This is a genomic window from Arthrobacter sp. 49Tsu3.1M3 (genome assembly GCF_900168135.1).
Lineage (GTDB): Bacteria > Actinomycetota > Actinomycetes > Actinomycetales > Micrococcaceae > Arthrobacter.
Genome location: NZ_FUZD01000004.1, coordinates 215952 through 231805 on the forward strand (window position 1 = coordinate 215952; position 15854 = coordinate 231805).

14 protein-coding genes are annotated in these 15854 nt (G+C 68.3%); 7 read left to right on the plus strand and 7 right to left on the minus strand.

Going from position 1 to position 15854, the window contains the following annotated elements; translation table 11 throughout:
• Nucleotides 1-158: 158 nt before the first annotated feature.
• The 5 genes from B5X90_RS07610 to B5X90_RS07630 form a co-directional block, all read right to left on the minus strand.
• The gene (locus B5X90_RS07610) at nt 159-947 is read right to left on the minus strand and encodes a PP2C family protein-serine/threonine phosphatase (RefSeq protein WP_079551548.1); all 789 of its coding nucleotides are present in this window, start codon (nt 945-947) and stop codon (nt 159-161) included.
• 179 nt (nt 948-1126) lie between these two features.
• The gene (locus B5X90_RS07615; protein ID WP_143264679.1) at nt 1127-2395 is read right to left on the minus strand and encodes an adenylate/guanylate cyclase domain-containing protein; all 1269 of its coding nucleotides are present in this window, start codon (nt 2393-2395) and stop codon (nt 1127-1129) included.
• Complete coding sequence (locus tag B5X90_RS07620) at nt 2385-2984, minus strand: PH domain-containing protein (RefSeq protein ID WP_079551550.1); 600 nt, start codon at nt 2982-2984, stop codon at nt 2385-2387. Before B5X90_RS07620 ends, B5X90_RS07615 begins: the two co-directional genes overlap by 11 nt.
• Entirely contained in the window at nt 2977-3915 is a 939-nt protein-coding gene (locus tag B5X90_RS07625; protein WP_079551552.1) for a biotin--[acetyl-CoA-carboxylase] ligase, read from the minus strand. The genes B5X90_RS07620 and B5X90_RS07625 overlap by 8 nt, the downstream gene beginning before the upstream one ends.
• 185 nt (nt 3916-4100) lie before the next feature.
• Nucleotides 4101-4991: an SDR family oxidoreductase gene (locus B5X90_RS07630; RefSeq protein WP_079551554.1), complete on the minus strand. Its 891-nt coding sequence runs from the start codon at nt 4989-4991 to the stop codon at nt 4101-4103.
• 205 nt (nt 4992-5196) lie between these two features.
• Here B5X90_RS07630 and B5X90_RS07635 point away from each other — a divergent pair, with 205 nt between their 5' ends.
• The 4 genes from B5X90_RS07635 to B5X90_RS07650 all read left to right on the plus strand — a co-directional run bounded on the left by B5X90_RS07635 (nt 5197) and on the right by B5X90_RS07650 (nt 10690).
• Nucleotides 5197-6780 (plus strand): acyl-CoA carboxylase subunit beta, encoded by a 1584-nt coding sequence (locus tag B5X90_RS07635; RefSeq protein WP_079551557.1) that lies wholly within the window; start codon nt 5197-5199, stop codon nt 6778-6780.
• Nucleotides 6781-6965: 185 nt separating this feature from the next.
• On the plus strand, nt 6966-7154 hold the full coding sequence (locus B5X90_RS07640) for an acyl-CoA carboxylase subunit epsilon (protein WP_256860118.1): 189 nt from the start codon (nt 6966-6968) through the stop codon (nt 7152-7154).
• 120 nt (nt 7155-7274) lie between these two features.
• Nucleotides 7275-8975, plus strand: coding sequence for a DUF885 domain-containing protein (locus B5X90_RS07645; protein WP_372702876.1), 1701 nt, complete (start codon nt 7275-7277; stop codon nt 8973-8975).
• A gap of 263 nt (nt 8976-9238) precedes the next feature.
• Complete coding sequence (locus B5X90_RS07650; protein WP_079551560.1) at nt 9239-10690, plus strand: dicarboxylate/amino acid:cation symporter; 1452 nt, start codon at nt 9239-9241, stop codon at nt 10688-10690.
• 103 nt (nt 10691-10793) lie between these two features.
• Here the strand turns inward: B5X90_RS07650 and B5X90_RS07655 are convergent, their stop codons facing one another.
• The gene (locus B5X90_RS07655; protein ID WP_079551563.1) at nt 10794-11348 is read right to left on the minus strand and encodes a Clp protease N-terminal domain-containing protein; all 555 of its coding nucleotides are present in this window, start codon (nt 11346-11348) and stop codon (nt 10794-10796) included.
• 204 nt (nt 11349-11552) lie between these two features.
• Between B5X90_RS07655 and B5X90_RS07660 the strand changes: the two genes are divergently transcribed.
• The 3 genes from B5X90_RS07660 (at nt 11553) to B5X90_RS07670 (ending at nt 15275) form a co-directional block, all read left to right on the plus strand.
• On the plus strand, nt 11553-11951 hold the full coding sequence (locus B5X90_RS07660; RefSeq protein WP_079551566.1) for a YbjQ family protein: 399 nt from the start codon (nt 11553-11555) through the stop codon (nt 11949-11951).
• 74 nt (nt 11952-12025) lie between these two features.
• Entirely contained in the window at nt 12026-12727 is a 702-nt protein-coding gene (locus tag B5X90_RS07665; RefSeq protein WP_079551569.1) for a TetR/AcrR family transcriptional regulator, read from the plus strand.
• A gap of 1 nt (nt 12728) precedes the next feature.
• Nucleotides 12729-15275 (plus strand): MMPL family transporter, encoded by a 2547-nt coding sequence (locus B5X90_RS07670; RefSeq protein ID WP_079551571.1) that lies wholly within the window; start codon nt 12729-12731, stop codon nt 15273-15275.
• Nucleotides 15276-15524: 249 nt separating this feature from the next.
• Here the strand turns inward: B5X90_RS07670 and B5X90_RS07675 are convergent.
• On the minus strand, nt 15525-15854 hold a 330-nt coding region (locus tag B5X90_RS07675; protein ID WP_143264684.1), incomplete at its 5' end, for an HNH endonuclease.

The window sequence follows — 15854 nt, forward strand, 5'->3', positions numbered from 1 at the left end:
CGGTCTCTGCTGCGGTCTTCCCTGTGCTCACAGACCTATCCTGCCCTAGATCACCGACATTGTCCGGTCAGGGGTCCGGTCCAGGGTCCGGTCAGGGGTCCGGTCCAGGGTCCGGTCAGGGGTCCGCTTCCGCAGCGGGTCTGACGCTGACCGTGAGGTCAGGCGGGCTCGTCCCCGTTTGCAGTCCGGGCGTCGACCACGATCGCCGTGATGTTGTCCCGGCCGCCGCTGCGCAAGGCCGCCTGGATCAGTTCGTCCACGGCCCCCTGGGGGTCGGCCTCGGCCGCGAGGATGCCGGCGATCTTCTCATCGCTGAGTTCGCCATTGAGGCCGTCGGAGCAGACCAGCATCCGGTCGCCGTCTTCAAGGGGAACCAGCCAGAAGTCGGCCTCGGAGTCATCCCCGGTTCCCAGCGCCCGGGTCACAACGTGCCGGCGGGGGTACACGGCGGCCTCGGCCTCGGTGATCTGGCCGGTGTCGAGGAGTTCCTGGACCTCGGAATGGTCCACGCTGATCTGGGCGAGCCGGCCGTGGCTGTACCGGTACGTGCGGGAGTCCCCGATGTTGAGGACAAGCCAGTACGGAACGTCCTCTTGTTCCACCACCACAACACCGGACAGGGTGGTTCCGGCGCGCGATCCGGTGGCGTGACGGATGCCCGCATCGGCCATGAGCAGGTACTCCTGCAGGATGTCCGCCGTCGCATCCCGGCTGCCGGTCTTGAACTGCGGCAGCTCGGCCAGGGTGCGCACGCAGATGCCGCTGGCGACTTCGCCGGCTTCGTGGCCGCCCATGCCGTCCGCCACGGCGAAGACGGGGTCCGTGGCAATGAAGGCGTCCTCGTTCGCCTCGCGGCGCAGTCCCCGGTCCGTGCCGTACCCGCAGCGCAGCCGCGGTCCCTGTTTTCCGTCCGACGGCGGGATGGGGGCGTCTGGCGATGGGTTCATGGCGGTCCTCAATACAGTGGTGCGCGGCTTCACCGGTGCGCGGGGGTTGACGGCGTTCACAACCCGGCCGGATCGCAACTGCCGGTCCGACTATTGCATATGCGCCGCTCAGCTGAGAAGCCCGCCACGGCCTACCGCTGAGAAGCCCGCCACCGGCTACCGCCGGGCTGGTCCGGCGTTCAGTCCAGGACCAGGCCCCGGCCGCTGCCGGGCAGCAGCTGCACCGGGTGGATTTCACCGAACCCGCGGACGTCCTCGGCCGGCCGGGGCACCAGGACGAAGCGTTCGTCCTGCTCCAGCGCGGCCGCCGTCATCGAATCCACCAGCACGGTTCCCGGGTCCGCGAGGGCCGTCAGGCGGGCGGCGAGGTTGACAGTGGGTCCGTAGATGTCGCCGAGGCGGGAGAGGATGCGGCCCCAGACCATGGCCACACGGGCCTGGGGCAGGATCTCGTCGTCAGTGAAAGCGCGGGAGAGCGCCAGGGAAATCTCGGCTCCCGCCGCCGGAGTCTCGGCAATATACAGGACTTCGTCGCCGACGGTCTTGACCAGCCGGCCGCCGCCGACCGAGATGATTTCGGCGCACTTGTTCTCGAAGCGCTGCACCAGCTGGGCGAGCGTCTTCTCGTTCATCCGGCGGGACAGGCTGGTGTAGGAGACAAGGTCGGCGAAGCCAACGGCCCGGGCCAACGGCAGGGGGGCATCGTCCTCATCGCCCTCGCGGCCCTCTTCGCTGGACTGCAGTCCGGCTTCGGCCCGAACGGCCAAGCGCTGCACAGCGGCGTTGAGCTGGCGGCGCCAGGAGTAGGTGAGCATTTCCTCGAGGGGGTCGATCAGGTTCGGCAACTCGCTGACGAGCCGCTTGCGGGCAACGGCGTCAGTCACGCCCTGTTCCTGAACCATGTCCTCCACGAGGGCCTCGATCTGCCACACCACCATCCGGTCGGTCATCTGGCCGATGGCCCGGGTGATGGAGATTGCGGCTTCTTCGGTGAGCTTGCCGTCGCGCACCAGGTCCACGATGGTGGACAGGGCGGCCTGGTCACGCTCGGTGAAGGCGACATCTTCATCCCCGAGGTTCGGAAAACCCAGGGCGCGCCAAAGTTTCCGGGCAGAGAGCAGCGAGAGCCCTGCACCGGCGGCGACTTCACGACGCCGAAGCTTGCGCTCCCCGCCCAGAAGCCGCGCTTCCAGGGCCTTGGCAGCGAGCCGTTCAGCGGACATCGTGCCGGTGGGAGGGGCCACGGGTTCAGCTTCGGCGGCTTCAAGTTCGGGCTCGAGTTCTGGTTTGGCGGGTTCGAATTCTGGTTCGATGAGCGCGCCTGCCTCGGTGCCGAAGGCGGTCCCGGCGTCACTGTCGGCGGCAGCCGAACCGGCGGCATCCTCGGGATCCCGGGGCAAATCCGGGGCAGCGAGATCGATGTCCTGGTGGACGTTCTCAGCGTTCATCTCTTCCACCTTCTTTCGTCTCCCACGGCCAGGCCTCGCCCGGGTTGTAGGTCATGCCATCGGCGCCGGACGCCTCGCCCTGCGGGAGGTCGTCGATGGCGTCCAGCAGGAAATTACGGAATGTCGCGACCTCCGGGACATCGGGGACTACCGTTCCAAGCGGGTACCCGGTCTCCAAGGATATATTCCCGGAGTGCAATAGGCGCTGCAACAAGGATTGCTCAATGGCCACATGGCGGACGGCGGCGAGGGGGACCTGTTCATCGCGCCGCCGTAACATGCCGTAGCGGGCAACTATGCGCTGGCTGGTGAGGATGTAGCGGGTGGCGTGCCACGCAATGACCCGCGGGAGGCAATAGCCCAGCAGCACCCACGCCGCCAGCGCCAGGCACACGGCGACCAGCCAGGGCGTCCACTCTTTCGGGATGAGTGGGATGAGCCGCGCCGGGCCGCCCTTGACAACCCAGGCGCAGGCGTACGCGGCCAAGGCCGACACCACAACGAACATCAGCGCCGGGACAATGAGCATCCTGGGCTGGGGCCGGGTCACCACAATCACTTGCTCTCCCGGCAGGAGCACTCTACGCATAGCCGCTTTCTGCTCCGCCGCTGCCGTTGCCCCGGCCGCCGGTCCCAGCCGGGTTCCACGGCCTCAGGTGCACGACGTCGCCGGCGGTCACCACATGTTCATGGCCCGCGGCATCGACCACCAGGAGTGAGCCGTATTCGTCCAGGCGCGTCGCGTGGCCAATGATCTCGTGGTCGCCCGGGAGTTGGGCCCGAACCTGCTTGCCGAGGGTTGAGAGGAAGTGCTCCACGCGTTTGTGCAGCGACGGGCCGCCGGCCAGGCCGGCGGTGGGGTCGCCGTCGGCGTTGCAGAAACTCCGGTAGAGGGTGGCGAAGCGGGACAGGTAGCTCTTCAGGAGCTCCGTCCGGTCCACTGTGTCCGGATTCTCCAGCAGCACGGAGGTGGCAGTGGGAACGGGGAGTTCGGGCTCCGTCAGCGTGACGTTCAGGCCGGTGCCGAGGATGACCGGCGGCGCGCCGCCGGCGCCGAGCGGGCCGAGCTGGGCCAGGATGCCGGCGATTTTCCGGCCCCGGACCAGGACGTCGTTGGGCCATTTGAGTTCCGCCGGAAGGCCTGCTGTTTCCGTCAGGGCCTCACGCAGGGCGAGGGCGGCCAGGAGGGAGAGCCAGGAGTACCTGTGGGTCGGCAGCGGCCGGCCGGCCCCGTTGACCGGCAGGAGCACCAGGGAGACGGAGACCGCGCTGCGGGCCGGCGCCTCCCACCGGCGGTCCAGCCGGCCGCGCGCGTCGCTCTGGTACTCGGCGGTCAGCACTGACAGGTCCGGCCACGCGCCGGGATCCTCGGTCACCCCGCGGAGTAGATCGGCGTTGGTGGAGCCGGTGGACTCGAGCACCGTCAGGCGCGGAATTCCGTTGGCGGAAAGGAACGCCTCATCGCTGAGGGCGCTCAGGTCCAGGGGCGGACGGTCCGGGGTTTCCTGCGCGGGTTCCATCCTTGAATCCTACCGAGGAAAGCGCACCGGGGCCCCTGCCACCTGCCTCACATGCCTCCGCCGAAACTCCCCGCCTGTGGCCGGGATGTCCGGCGGGTCGGCCGGACACACCGCTGATTGCGGCACCCGGCCCCCAAATGAGGGGAAATTCCGCGGGGCCGACGGCCGCAAAACACCCAGCAAGTTCAGAGGAAGATGTCCGGGACCAGCTCGGCCTCCGGCGCGCCGAGGCTGTACGGGCTGAAGTCCGTCACCCCTGCCGCCGCGAGGACCTGTTCATCGGTGTAGAAGTTGCCGCTCCGGCTGCCGTGGGCGGGGACCGCGTTGCCGCCGGTCAGCACGGCGTGGGCGGCGTCGGCCATGATTTCGGGGCTGCGGGCGCCCTTGACGATCATGTCGCCGCCGGGCATGTTGCGGATTGCCGCGGTGTCGATCAAGGTACACGGCCAGAGCGAGTTCACGGCGACGCCATCGGCCTTGAGCTCCTCGGCCAGCCCCAGCGTGGTCAGGCTCATGCCGTATTTGGCCATGGTGTAGGCCAGGTGCAGGCCGGCCCACTTCGGATCCAGGTTCAGGGGCGGGGAGAGGGTGAGGATGTGCCCGGACCCGGAGGCGCGCAGGGCCGGCAGCGCCAACTTCGAGAGCAGGAACGTCCCGCGCACGTTGATGTCCTGCATGAGGTCGTAGCGCTTCATGTCCACGTCGTCGGTGGTGGAGAGGTCAATCGCCGACGCATTGTTGATGACGACGTCGATCCCGCCAAAGCGGTCCACGGCGGCGCCGACTGCACCGGCGACGTCGGCGTCGTTGCGCACGTCGCCGACCAGCGGCAGGGCCTGGCCGCCGGCGGCCTCGATCTGTTCGGCGGCGGTATAAACCGTGCCCTCCAGCCTGGCGTGGGGCTGTCCGGTCTTAGCCATCAGGACGATGTTGGCGCCGTCCCGGGCTGCGCGGAGCGCGATGGCCAGGCCGATGCCACGGCTTCCCCCGGAGATGAGGACAGTGCGGCCCTGGAGGGAACCGGCGGCCTGGTACGGCCCTGCGGCGGTGCCCGAAGCATCGTTGCTTGAAGTCATGCCCACACTCTAGCCGACCAATGTTACTGACGGGTAACAAAGCGGTGACGGAGCTTCGCGGCGGGAAAATTGTAGGTTCCCTACAGCGGCACCGGCCAATACCGTCACTAGACTTGCCAGCAGAGCCCTGCTTTTGTGGATCCCATCCAAAGGACCCCACGCGACGGGCGCCGTACAACCCTTGCGACAGAGCCGGAGAAACTTGATGAGCCACGATCTGACCACGACTGCGGGAAAGATTGCAGATTTCCGCGACCGCCAGGCCCGTGCCGAACAGCCCTCCGGCCCGGAAGCGATCGCCAAGCAGCACGCGCGCGGCAAGAACACCGCCCGCGAGCGCATCGACCTGTTGCTGGATGCCGGCTCCTTCGTCGAATTCGACGCGCTGGCCGTGCACCGCTCCACCGCGTTCGGCATGGAGAAGAAGAAGCCCCTCGGCGACGGCCTCGTCTCCGGCTACGGCACCGTGGACGGCCGCCCGGTCGCTGTCTACAGCCAGGATTTCTCCGTCTACGGCGGCTCGCTGAGCCAGGTCAACGGCGAAAAGATCGTCAAGGTCCAGGAGTTCGCGCTGCGCAACGGCTGCCCCGTGGTCGGCATCCTCGACGGCGGCGGTGCCCGCATCCAGGAGGGTGTCGCCTCCCTGGCGATGTTCGCGGACATCTTCCGCAACAACGTCCACGCCTCCGGTGTCGTCCCGCAGATCTCGCTGATCATGGGCCCCTCCGCCGGCGGCGCAGCCTACTCCCCCGCCCTGACCGACTACGTCGTCATGGTGGACAAGACCTCGCACATGTTCATTACCGGCCCGGACGTCATCAAGACGGTGACCGGCGAAGACGTGGACATGGAAACCCTCGGAGGCGCGCGGCAGCACAACGCCAACACCGGCACCTCGACTTACCTGGCCTCCGACGAGGCCGACGCCGTCGAATTTGTCCGCGAACTGCTCGACTTCCTGCCCTCCAACAACCTCGCCGAGGCCCCGGTGCTGGAACACCAGCAGGAACTGGAGGTCGACGACGACGACCTCGCCCTGGACGCGCTGATCCCGGACTCGGCCAACCAGCCGTACGACATGCGCAAGGTCATCGAACAGATTGTTGACGACGCCCACTTCCTGGAGATGCAGTCCCTCTATGCCCCGAACGTGATCATCGGCTACGGCCGGGTCGAGGGCCACACGGTGGGCATCGTGGCCAACCAGCCCATGCAGTTCGCCGGCACCCTGGACATTGCGGCCTCGGAAAAGGCCGCCCGCTTCGTCCGTCACTGCGATGCCTTCAACATCCCCATCATCACTCTCGTGGACGTGCCAGGCTTCCTGCCGGGCAAGGACCAGGAGTTCCAGGGCATCATCCGCCGCGGCGCCAAGCTGCTCTACGCGTATGCCGAGGCCACCGTGCCCAAGCTGACCGTGATCACCCGCAAGGCCTACGGCGGGGCCTACATCGTGATGGGCTCCAAGAAGCTCGGTGCGGACCTCAACCTCGCGTGGCCCACCGCCCAGATCGGCGTCATGGGCGCCCAGGGTGCCGTGAACATCCTGTACCGCCGCGAACTCGCCGCGGTGGCGGAGGACGGCGGCGACGTCGAGGCCAAGCGCGCCGAGGTGATCCGCCAGTACGAGGAAGAGCTGCTCAACCCCTACCAGGCCGCCCAGCTCGGCTACGTGGACGCCGTCATCGCACCGTCCGAGACCCGGCTGCAGATCATCAAGGGCCTGCGCGCCCTCCGGGACAAGCGGGCCGCCCTGCCCGCCAAGAAGCACGGGAACATCCCGCTATGATCCCCACCGGCTCCCAGCCCTCGCAAGCTCACGCCGGGCCCCTCGCCGGCGTGGGCCCATCCACCGGCTCCCAGCCCTCGCAAGCTCACGCCGGGCCCCTCGCCGGCGTGGGCCCACCCACCGGCTCCCAGCCCTCGCAAGCTCAGGCCGGGCCCCTAACAGGCCCTGAGACTCCAGACCCACCTCTGCTTGCTGTCGTGAAGGGCGAGCCGACGCCGGAAGAGCTGGCGGCGTTGACCGCCGTCGTACTGTCCCTGGGGCAGACCCAGCAGGCGGCACCGGAAGGCCCCGGCGTGCGGCACTGGGTCCGCCGGCAGCAGCTTCGGCTCGCGCCCAGGCCCGGGCCGCAGGCCTGGCGCCGCAGCCTGGGCTGAGCCGACGCGGTTCAGCGTCCTGGCAGGGCCGGCCCGCAGTCGAAACCTGCACAGGAAAGTTGCGCGTGAAAAAGTTCAGCGACTCTTTCATAACCACGGCGGCCGGGCTAGTCTCGTCGGGTGACTACCGAAACCATCGCCTCAGACAACACTGCCCCCGCGCGCCAGCAGACGGCCATTGACGCCGTCGCCGACGCCTACACGGACACCCTGATCCGGCTTAACCCGAGCTTCGCCACCGAACTCGGCTTGCCCGGGCACGAGACGGAGTACCAGGACTTCTCCCCCGCCGGCCACGAGGAATTTGCGGCCGCCGCCCGCGAGGCACTCGCGGCGCTGGACGGGCTGGCGCCGGTTGACGACGTCGACGCCGTCACGCTCGACGCCATGCGCGAGCGGCTGGGCCTGCAGCTGGAAATCCACGAATCGGGCTGGGCCACGGCCGATCTGAACAACATCGCCTCCCCGTCCCAGGACATCCGCGCGATCTTTGACCTCATGCCGACGGATACCGCCGCGCAGTGGGAGCACATCGCCGGCCGGGCCCACAATGTCACCGCGGCAATCGACGGCTACATCGAGTCGCTGCGTTCGGCGATGCAGGACGGCAAGGTGGCCGCGGCCCGCCAGGTTTCGATCGTGATCGAGCAGGCCACCAAGCACGCCGCGGACGACGGCTTCTTCGCCAAACTGGCCGCCGGCGCCAAAACCGCGGACGGCCCGCTCCCGGCGGAACTGCAGTCCCGGCTCGACACCGGCGCGGCAGCCGCCCGGGTGGCGTACTCCCGGCTCGCAGGTTTCCTCGAGTCCGAGCTCCTGCCCGTTGCCCCGGCCAAGGACGCTGTGGGCCGCGCCCGCTACGCCCTGGCCTCCCGGGACTTCCTCGGCGCCACCGTGGACCTGGAGGAGACCTACGAGTGGGGTGTCCAGGAACTCGACCGCCTCATCGCCGAACAGGAACGGGTGGCCGGCGAAATCCGGCCCGGCGCCACGGTGGAGGAAGCCAAAGAGATCCTCAACAACGATCCCGCCCGCCAGCTGAAGGGCACCGACGCCCTCCAGGCCTGGATGCAGGAACTGTCCGACAAAGCCGTCGCGGAGCTTGCCGGGGTCCACTTCGAGATCCCGGACGTCATGAAAACGCTGGAGTGCCGGATCGCGCCCACCGATGAAGGCGGCATCTACTACACGGGACCCTCGGAGGACTTCAGCCGCCCGGGCCGGATGTGGTGGTCCGTGCCGGCCGGTGAAGACACCTTCACCACCTGGGCCGAAACCACCACCGTGTACCACGAGGGCGTGCCCGGCCACCACCTCCAGGTCGCCACCGCCACCTACCGTCGGGAGCTGCTGAACAAGTGGCGCCGCAGTGTGTGCTGGACCTCGGGCCATGGCGAAGGCTGGGCGCTCTATGCGGAGAAGCTCATGCAGGAGCTAGGCTACCTCAATGATCCGGGCGACCACATGGGCATGCTGGACATGCAGCGCATGCGTGCCGCCCGCGTGGTGTTCGACATCGGCGTGCACCTGGAACTCGAAGTCCCCGAGCGCTGGGGCAGCGGCATCTGGACCTCGGAGAAGGGCTTTGACTTCCTCCGCGCCAACCTGCCGATCAGTGAGGGGCAGCTGAAGTTCGAGTTCACCCGCTACCTGGGCTGGCCGGGACAGGCTCCGTCCTACAAGGTGGGCCAGCGGCTCTGGGAGCAGATCCGGGAAGAGCTGGAGTCCCGCCCCGGCTTCGACCTCAAGGCCTTCCACACGAAGGCCCTGAACATCGGCTCGGTGGGCCTGGACACCCTCAACCGCGCGCTGCTGGGGTAAGCGGGCTTCCCGGGGTCGTCGAGAAGGCCGTTCGCGGCAGTGGCTCCCCGGAGCATTGCCGCGAACTGTCATCTCGCGCGTCACCGGGCGGCCGGGCCGGCCGGTGACGAGACAATCGCCACACCGCTGGCCGGAATAACTTCACAAAAGCCCCTTCCCGCGCGGAAATCCCGGGCATTCCGCGGCGCGGGGCCACCAGTGACGCCGTAACATTTCTCAACATCCGTTCGTCATGCTATTGGCAACGGTCCTAGCGTGTTCCGGTGACCACTCAGACAAGCACCCCCGCACCCGCTGGAAAGACCGGGTTCCAGCTGCCCAAATGGGCCGGCTCGTTCGGCTTCCAGATCATCGCCGCCCTGATTGTCGGCCTGGGCCTTGGCCTGCTGGCCAAGTACACCGGCAGCACCAAGGCCAACCCCAACGCCCTCGGCACCACGCTGCAGACCATCGGCTCGAGCTACGTCTCGCTGCTGCAGACCGCCGTGGTCCCGCTGATCTTCACCGCCGTCGTCAGCTCAATCTCCAACCTGCGCGCCGTTTCCAACGCCGCCCGGCTGGCCTGGAACACGCTGCTCTGGTTCGCGATCACCTCGCTGATCGCGGTGCTGATCGGCATCGGCCTGGGCGTGCTGCTGCAGCCCGGCGCCGGAACCGGCATCAACCAGGAAGCGAAGTACGCCGGCAAGTCCGGCGACTGGTGGGCCTTCCTGACCGGGCTGTTCCCGAAGAACTTCCTGGGCCTCGGCGCGACCACCACCGTCACTGACGGCGTCGCCACCACCGCCGTGAGCTTCAACGTCCTCCAGATCCTGGTGATCGCGATCGCCGTCGGCATCGCCGCGCTGAAAGTGGGCAAGGCGGCCGAACCGTTCCTGGCCCTGAACGCCTCCGCCCTCGCCGTCATACAGAAGGTCCTCTGGTGGATCATCCGGATCGCGCCGCTGGGCACGATCGGCCTGATCGGCAACGCCGTGGCCGTCTACGGCTGGGACACCATCGGCTCGCTGGGCAAGTTCACCGTGGCGATCTACATCGGCCTGGCGCTCGTGCTGTTCGTTGTCTACCCCGTGCTGATCCGCAGCCATGGACTGTCCATCAAGCAGTACTTCTCCGGCGTGTGGCCGGCCGTGCAGCTCGCCTTCGTCTCCCGCTCCTCGATCGGCACCCTGCCGCTGACCCAGCGCGTGACCGAACGGAGCCTGGGTGTTCCCCGCGCCTACGCCTCCTTCGCGGTGCCGCTCGGCGCGACCACCAAGATGGACGGCTGCGCGGCGATCTACCCGGCCGTGGCGGCGATCTTCGTGGCCCAGTTCTTCGGCATCCAGCTCGACTTCACCCAGTACCTGCTGATCGCGCTGGTGTCCGTGCTCGGCTCGGCCGCGACCGCCGGCACCACGGGCGCCGTCGTGATGCTGACGCTGACGCTCTCCACGCTGGGTCTGCCGCTGGCCGGCGTCGGCCTGCTGCTGGCCATCGACCCGATCCTGGACATGGGACGCACCGCCGTCAACGTGGCCGGGCAAGCATTGATCCCGGCGATCGTGGCCAAGCGCCAAGGCATCCTGGACGAAACGCTGTACAACGCGCCGCGGAACGGCGATCCGTTTAGCGACGACATCGACGACGCCGATGGCACCGCCGCCGACCCCTCCGCCGCCGCGGCTCCCGCGGCGGGTCGGGACGAGCGGGAACTGGCTGACGCCAGGGCGTAAGAACAGAACGAGTGTCCACCAGAGAAGTCCCCGGGAATCCCCGGGGGCTTCTCTGGTTAACCGGCTTCGGCTCTAACCGGCCTCGGCCCAGGTCCGCACGGGCCTAACGTCCGCCGATCACACCCTTTTCGGCGGCCTTGGTGACGGCGTCCGCTTCTGCCTGAGTCAGGGTGCCGTCCTTAACGGCCTGGTCCAGACGGGGCTTCAATGCCGCGGCGTGATTGGCCTGTTCCGCGGTACGCATTTCCTCCAGGGCAGCAGTGACCTTGGCTTCATCGATGCCGAGCGACTTCGCCAGGGACGCGGCCAGGGCCTTCTCCATTGCGACGCGGTCCGGCTTCTGCCCTGGGGCCGGCGGGGTGGCCGGCCTGTTGGCTTCGCGGAAAGTCTTCAGGGCGTCGGTGACCTTCGCCTCGTCGACGCCGAGCTTGGCGGCGAGTTCCTTGGCGCGGGCGCCGAACTCCGCACCGCCGTGGCCGCGGTGTCCACCGCGCATGCCGTGCCCGTCGGCGAAGTTGTTCCCGGGAGCACTTGAGCTGGGTGTCGGGGCGGGCGTCGGCGTCGTGGTGGCGGACGCCATCCCGGCCACCCCGAGCCCTGCGCCCACTGCCACGGCCGCCGCCCCGAGGCCTAGCGCGATTTTCGTTGTGCGTGTCATCTGCTATCTCCTGGATCTGCCGCACGGTGACGGCGCTTGAAGCTGATGGTTCGTCCGGGGAAGGCTGCTCCACGAGCACCTCCAGTCTGCACCGGCCCCAGCAGAAATAGCTGTTTCCCAGCTTTCACTTTCCTGTGAATCCGGCAAGGCGCCCAGAGGGCAAGAAGGCGGCAAAATGGCGGCAAAGGTGGATAGGCTCTGGGCATGCTGATCGTCACTTCGAATGACATCCCGGGCCACCGGATCGATGCCGTCTTCGGCGAAGTCATGGGCCTGACCGTCCGTTCCCGGGACATCACGGCCCAGCTCATGGCGGGCTTCCGTTCCCTGGGCGGCGGCGAGGTGCTGGAAATGACGCGGGCCCTCTACGAGAGCCGGCAGGATGTCATGGCCCGGATGGTGGCCGAGGCCGAGCAGCGCGGCGCCAACGCCATCGTCGCCATGCGCTTCGATACGTCGGCGATCGGGCAGAACTGGACGGAGATCTGCGCCTATGGCACCGCCGTTTTTGCCATTCCGCTCTCGCAGCGTGAGCCCGGGGCAACGGGCCAGTCGATCTACCTGACCAATTCCGGCGACGCGGCAGCCCAGCTCAAGCCTTGAGCGCCGACCGTACCTGCCCAACCACCCTTGGAAAATACTTGCCCAGAGTGCAAACATGCACGTAGTGTAAGCGCGTGACCCCATCGCTCTCCCCCTCCGCCGCCCACGCCGCCGCATCCGGCGATGCCGGTGTCCCCTCGCGCCGCGAACTAAATAAGGCCGCTACCCGGCAGGCAATCACGGACGCCGCCATGGACCTGCTCCGCAGGCGGGGACCCGGAAACTTCACGGTGGAGGACATCGCCGACGCCGCCGGGATTTCCCGCCGCACGTTCTTCAACTACTTCGGCAGCACCGAGGCGGCGCTCGCCTCGGTGACGTTCGGCTTCCTGGACACCGCGCTTCAGCAGTTCCGGCTCCGCCCGGCAGGCGAGCCCATCCTGGAATCGGCCCGCGCAGCCCTCGTTGAACTGGCCGATCCCATGACCGTGGCACCGGTGGCCGAGCTCTACAGCCTGGGCCAGACCAACCCCCAGCTCAGCCGCTCCGAGCTGGAAGCCTGGGACCACTGCACCGAACAGATCATCGACGCCGCCCGCGAACGCTTTGCGCTGACGGCGGCCGGCGACGTCGACGAGCTCTACCTCCGCGCCCTCGCAGGCTCCGTCATCTCGTGCGGAAAAGCCGCCATGGATGTCTGGTTTGCCCGCTGCGGCGGCGACCTGACCCCCGAGTCCCTGTCCGTCCTGCGCCAGCTCCTGATCGATTCCATGGGCCTCCTCGGCTCCGGATTCGCGTCCCAATCCCCCGCCACCCCTTCCCCAGATCGGCACTGACATGGCCCTGTTGCTCTACCGTCTCGGCAAGTTCTCCTACCGCCACCGATGGCTCGTCATCTCCCTCTGGCTCACCGTCCTGGTGGCCGTCGGCGGCGCGGCCGCGGCCTTCCACGGCACCATGTCCAACAACTTCCAGATCCCCGGCACTGAAACCCAGCAGATGGCGGACAAGCTGAAGCAGGAGCTGCCCAAGTCCTCCGGCGGCTCGGCCGGCATCGTGTTCGAGTCGCAGAACGGCCAGTTCACGCAGGCCGGCAAGGACGCGGTCTCGGCTGCGCTGACCAAGCTGAAAGCCCTCCCGGAAGTTCAAGGCACCGTGGACCCGTTCGCCACCCAGGCCCAGCTGGACAAGGCCGTCACGGACCTTGCCGCCGGCGAGCAGCAGGCATCCGCAGGACAGGCGCAGCTGGATGCGTCGGCCGCCCGGCTGGCCGCTGGCAAGGCCCAGCTGGCCGCCGCCGAGCAGCAGATGACCGCGGCCGGTATGTCCGCCGAGGCCATCGACGCCCAGCTTGGCCAGCAGAAGGCTGCCCTCGCCGCGGGCCAGGAGAAGCTCGACGCCGGGACCAAGGAACTCGAGGCCGGCGCGGCCAAGCTCGCCCTGGCCAAGCGCCAGCTGGAGGCCTCGCAGGGCATGCGGTTCGTGTCCGAGGACGGCACCGCGGCAATCGCCCAGGTCCAGTTCAAGACCTCGATCAACGGGCTGGCCCCCGCCGTGCGCCAGCAGGTCCAGGACATCGCCCACGAAGTCTCCTCTGCCGGCGTGACCGCCCTGGCCAGCAAGGAAATCACGGAGGACGTTTCCGAGCTGTTCGGCATCTCCGAGATCCTCGGTATCGCCATCGCGGCCCTGGTGCTCATCATCATGCTGGGAACCCTGATCGCCGCCGGGCTCCCCCTGCTGATGGCCCTGGTCGGTGTGGCTGTGGGCGTCGGCGGCACCTTCGCCCTCAGCGGCGCCGTCGACATGAGCTCCATCTCCCCGATGCTGGCGCTCATGCTGGGCCTCGCCGTCGGCATCGACTACTCGCTGTTCATCGTCAACCGTCACCGCGGCCAGCTCCTGGCCGGCATGGACGGCGAGGAATCCGTCGCCCTCGCCACCGGCACCTCCGGCAACGCGGTGCTGTTCGCGGGCCTGACCGTCATCATCGCCCTCGCGGCCCTCGTCATCCCGGGCCTTCCCTTCCTGGCCGTGATGGGCCTGTCCGCCGCCGCGACGGTGGCCGTCGCCGTCGTCGTCGCCCTGACCCTCACCCCCGCCGTGCTGTCCCTGATCGGGCCCCGGCTCATCTCCCGCCGGGTCTGGGCCAAGGCGGAAAAGCACAACGCCGCCCCAGGCCACGAGAGCGCGGACCGTGCCCGCGACGAACGCCGCAGCAAACAGGGCTGGGGCGGACTCGTCACCCGGCACCCGGTCCTGGCACTGCTTGCCGGCGTCCTGCTGCTGGGCATCGTGGCGCTGCCGGCCAGCCAGTTGCGGCTGGCGCTGCCCGACGGCGGGTCCGAGCCCGTTGAATCGCAGGCGTTCAAGGCCTATGACGTCACCGGCCGCAGCTTCGGCGAAGGCATGACAGGCCCGATCGTGGTGGTGGGCGACTTCCCGGCCGGCCTGAGCGCGGAGGAAGCCACAGCCAAGCAGCTCGACGTCGCCGACATCCTCCGCGGCACTGGCAACGTCACCGCCGCTATCCCGGTGGCGCTGAGCGAGGACCGCCGCACCGCGGTGTTCCAGGTCATCCCGAGGGAAGGCCCGGCCAGCGCGAGCACCGTCCAGGTGGTCTCCGAGCTGCGCGCCGAAAAGGACCGCATCAAGGAATCCACCGGGGTCAGCATCGGCCTCACGGGGCAGACCGCCGGCAACGTCGACGTCTCCGCCAAACTCGGCGACGCCCTGCCCCCGTACCTGGCCATCGTCGTCGGGCTGTCGCTGATCCTGCTGTTGCTCGTGTTCCGCTCCATCGTGGTGCCGCTGCTGGCCACGGGCGGGTTCCTGCTCTCGCTCGCGGCCGCCTTCGGAGCCGTCGTCGCGGTCTACCAGTGGGGCTGGCTGGGAACGGTGTTCGGCGTCGAAAACCCGGGCGCCGTGCTGAGCTTCCTGCCCATCATCCTGATCGGCGTGCTGTTCGGGCTGGCCATGGACTACCAGGTGTTCATCACCTCGGGCATGCGTGAGTCCTTCATGCACGGCGAATCGGCCAGGCATGCGGTCCGCACCGGGTTCAGCCACGCCGCGTCCGTGGTCACCGCCGCCGCCATCATCATGGTCAGCGTGTTCGCCGGCTTCATTTTCTCGCACCTGAATATGGTCCGGCCGCTGGGCTTCGCGATGGCCTTCGGTGTCCTGGTGGACGCGTTCGTGGTCCGCATGACGATCGTTCCGGCCGTGATGTACCTGCTCGGCGACAAGGCGTGGTGGCTGCCCCGCTGGCTGGACCGGATCCTGCCGGACGTCGACGTCGAGGGCGCCAAGCTCCGGCCCGCGGCTTCCGCCACAGCCTCAGCGGACAGCGAGCCCGAGCCGGAGGAGATCGGCGCCCGCTGACCCTCATGGCCGGCCGATGAGTCGTCCCAAAGCCGAGGTGCCCTGAAACCGAGTTGCCCTGAAGCCGCCCGCTGATCGTTTCGATCGGCGGGCGGCTTTTTCGTGTGTGCAAGTTTCCCGGCATCTGGGAATGGCGTCACGTTCGTGCTGCAACCCCTGGATTGTGAACCTGTCGGCCACGCTGGCCCGTCGAAATTCCCATGAAATCAACACACTTTCAGTTGCGCCGTTCGTGAGGAGCCTGGCCGCTCAGGCCGCCAGTGAGCCTGCGGGCCGCAAATGCTTGAGCGTCTTCGCGCGGTGCCGCTCGTCGCGGCGCTGGCGGCGGAACTCCGCGCTCGCTTCGCCGGCAGGCGATCCGGGCAGGGGTGGCGCGGTGGAGTAGTAGGTGTGGCCGGTGGGGGTGGTGAGTTCGAGGGTGTGCCTGCTGCGCCTGCCGTTGCCGAGTTCGGCTGCAGGGCTGGGGCGGGCTTTCCAGCCGGGGGTTTCTTTGGTGTGGTTGCAGGCTTCGCAGAGTCCGGCGGCGTTGTCCGTGGTGGTCGGGCCGCCGGTGTGCCAGGGAATGATGTGGTCCAGGTG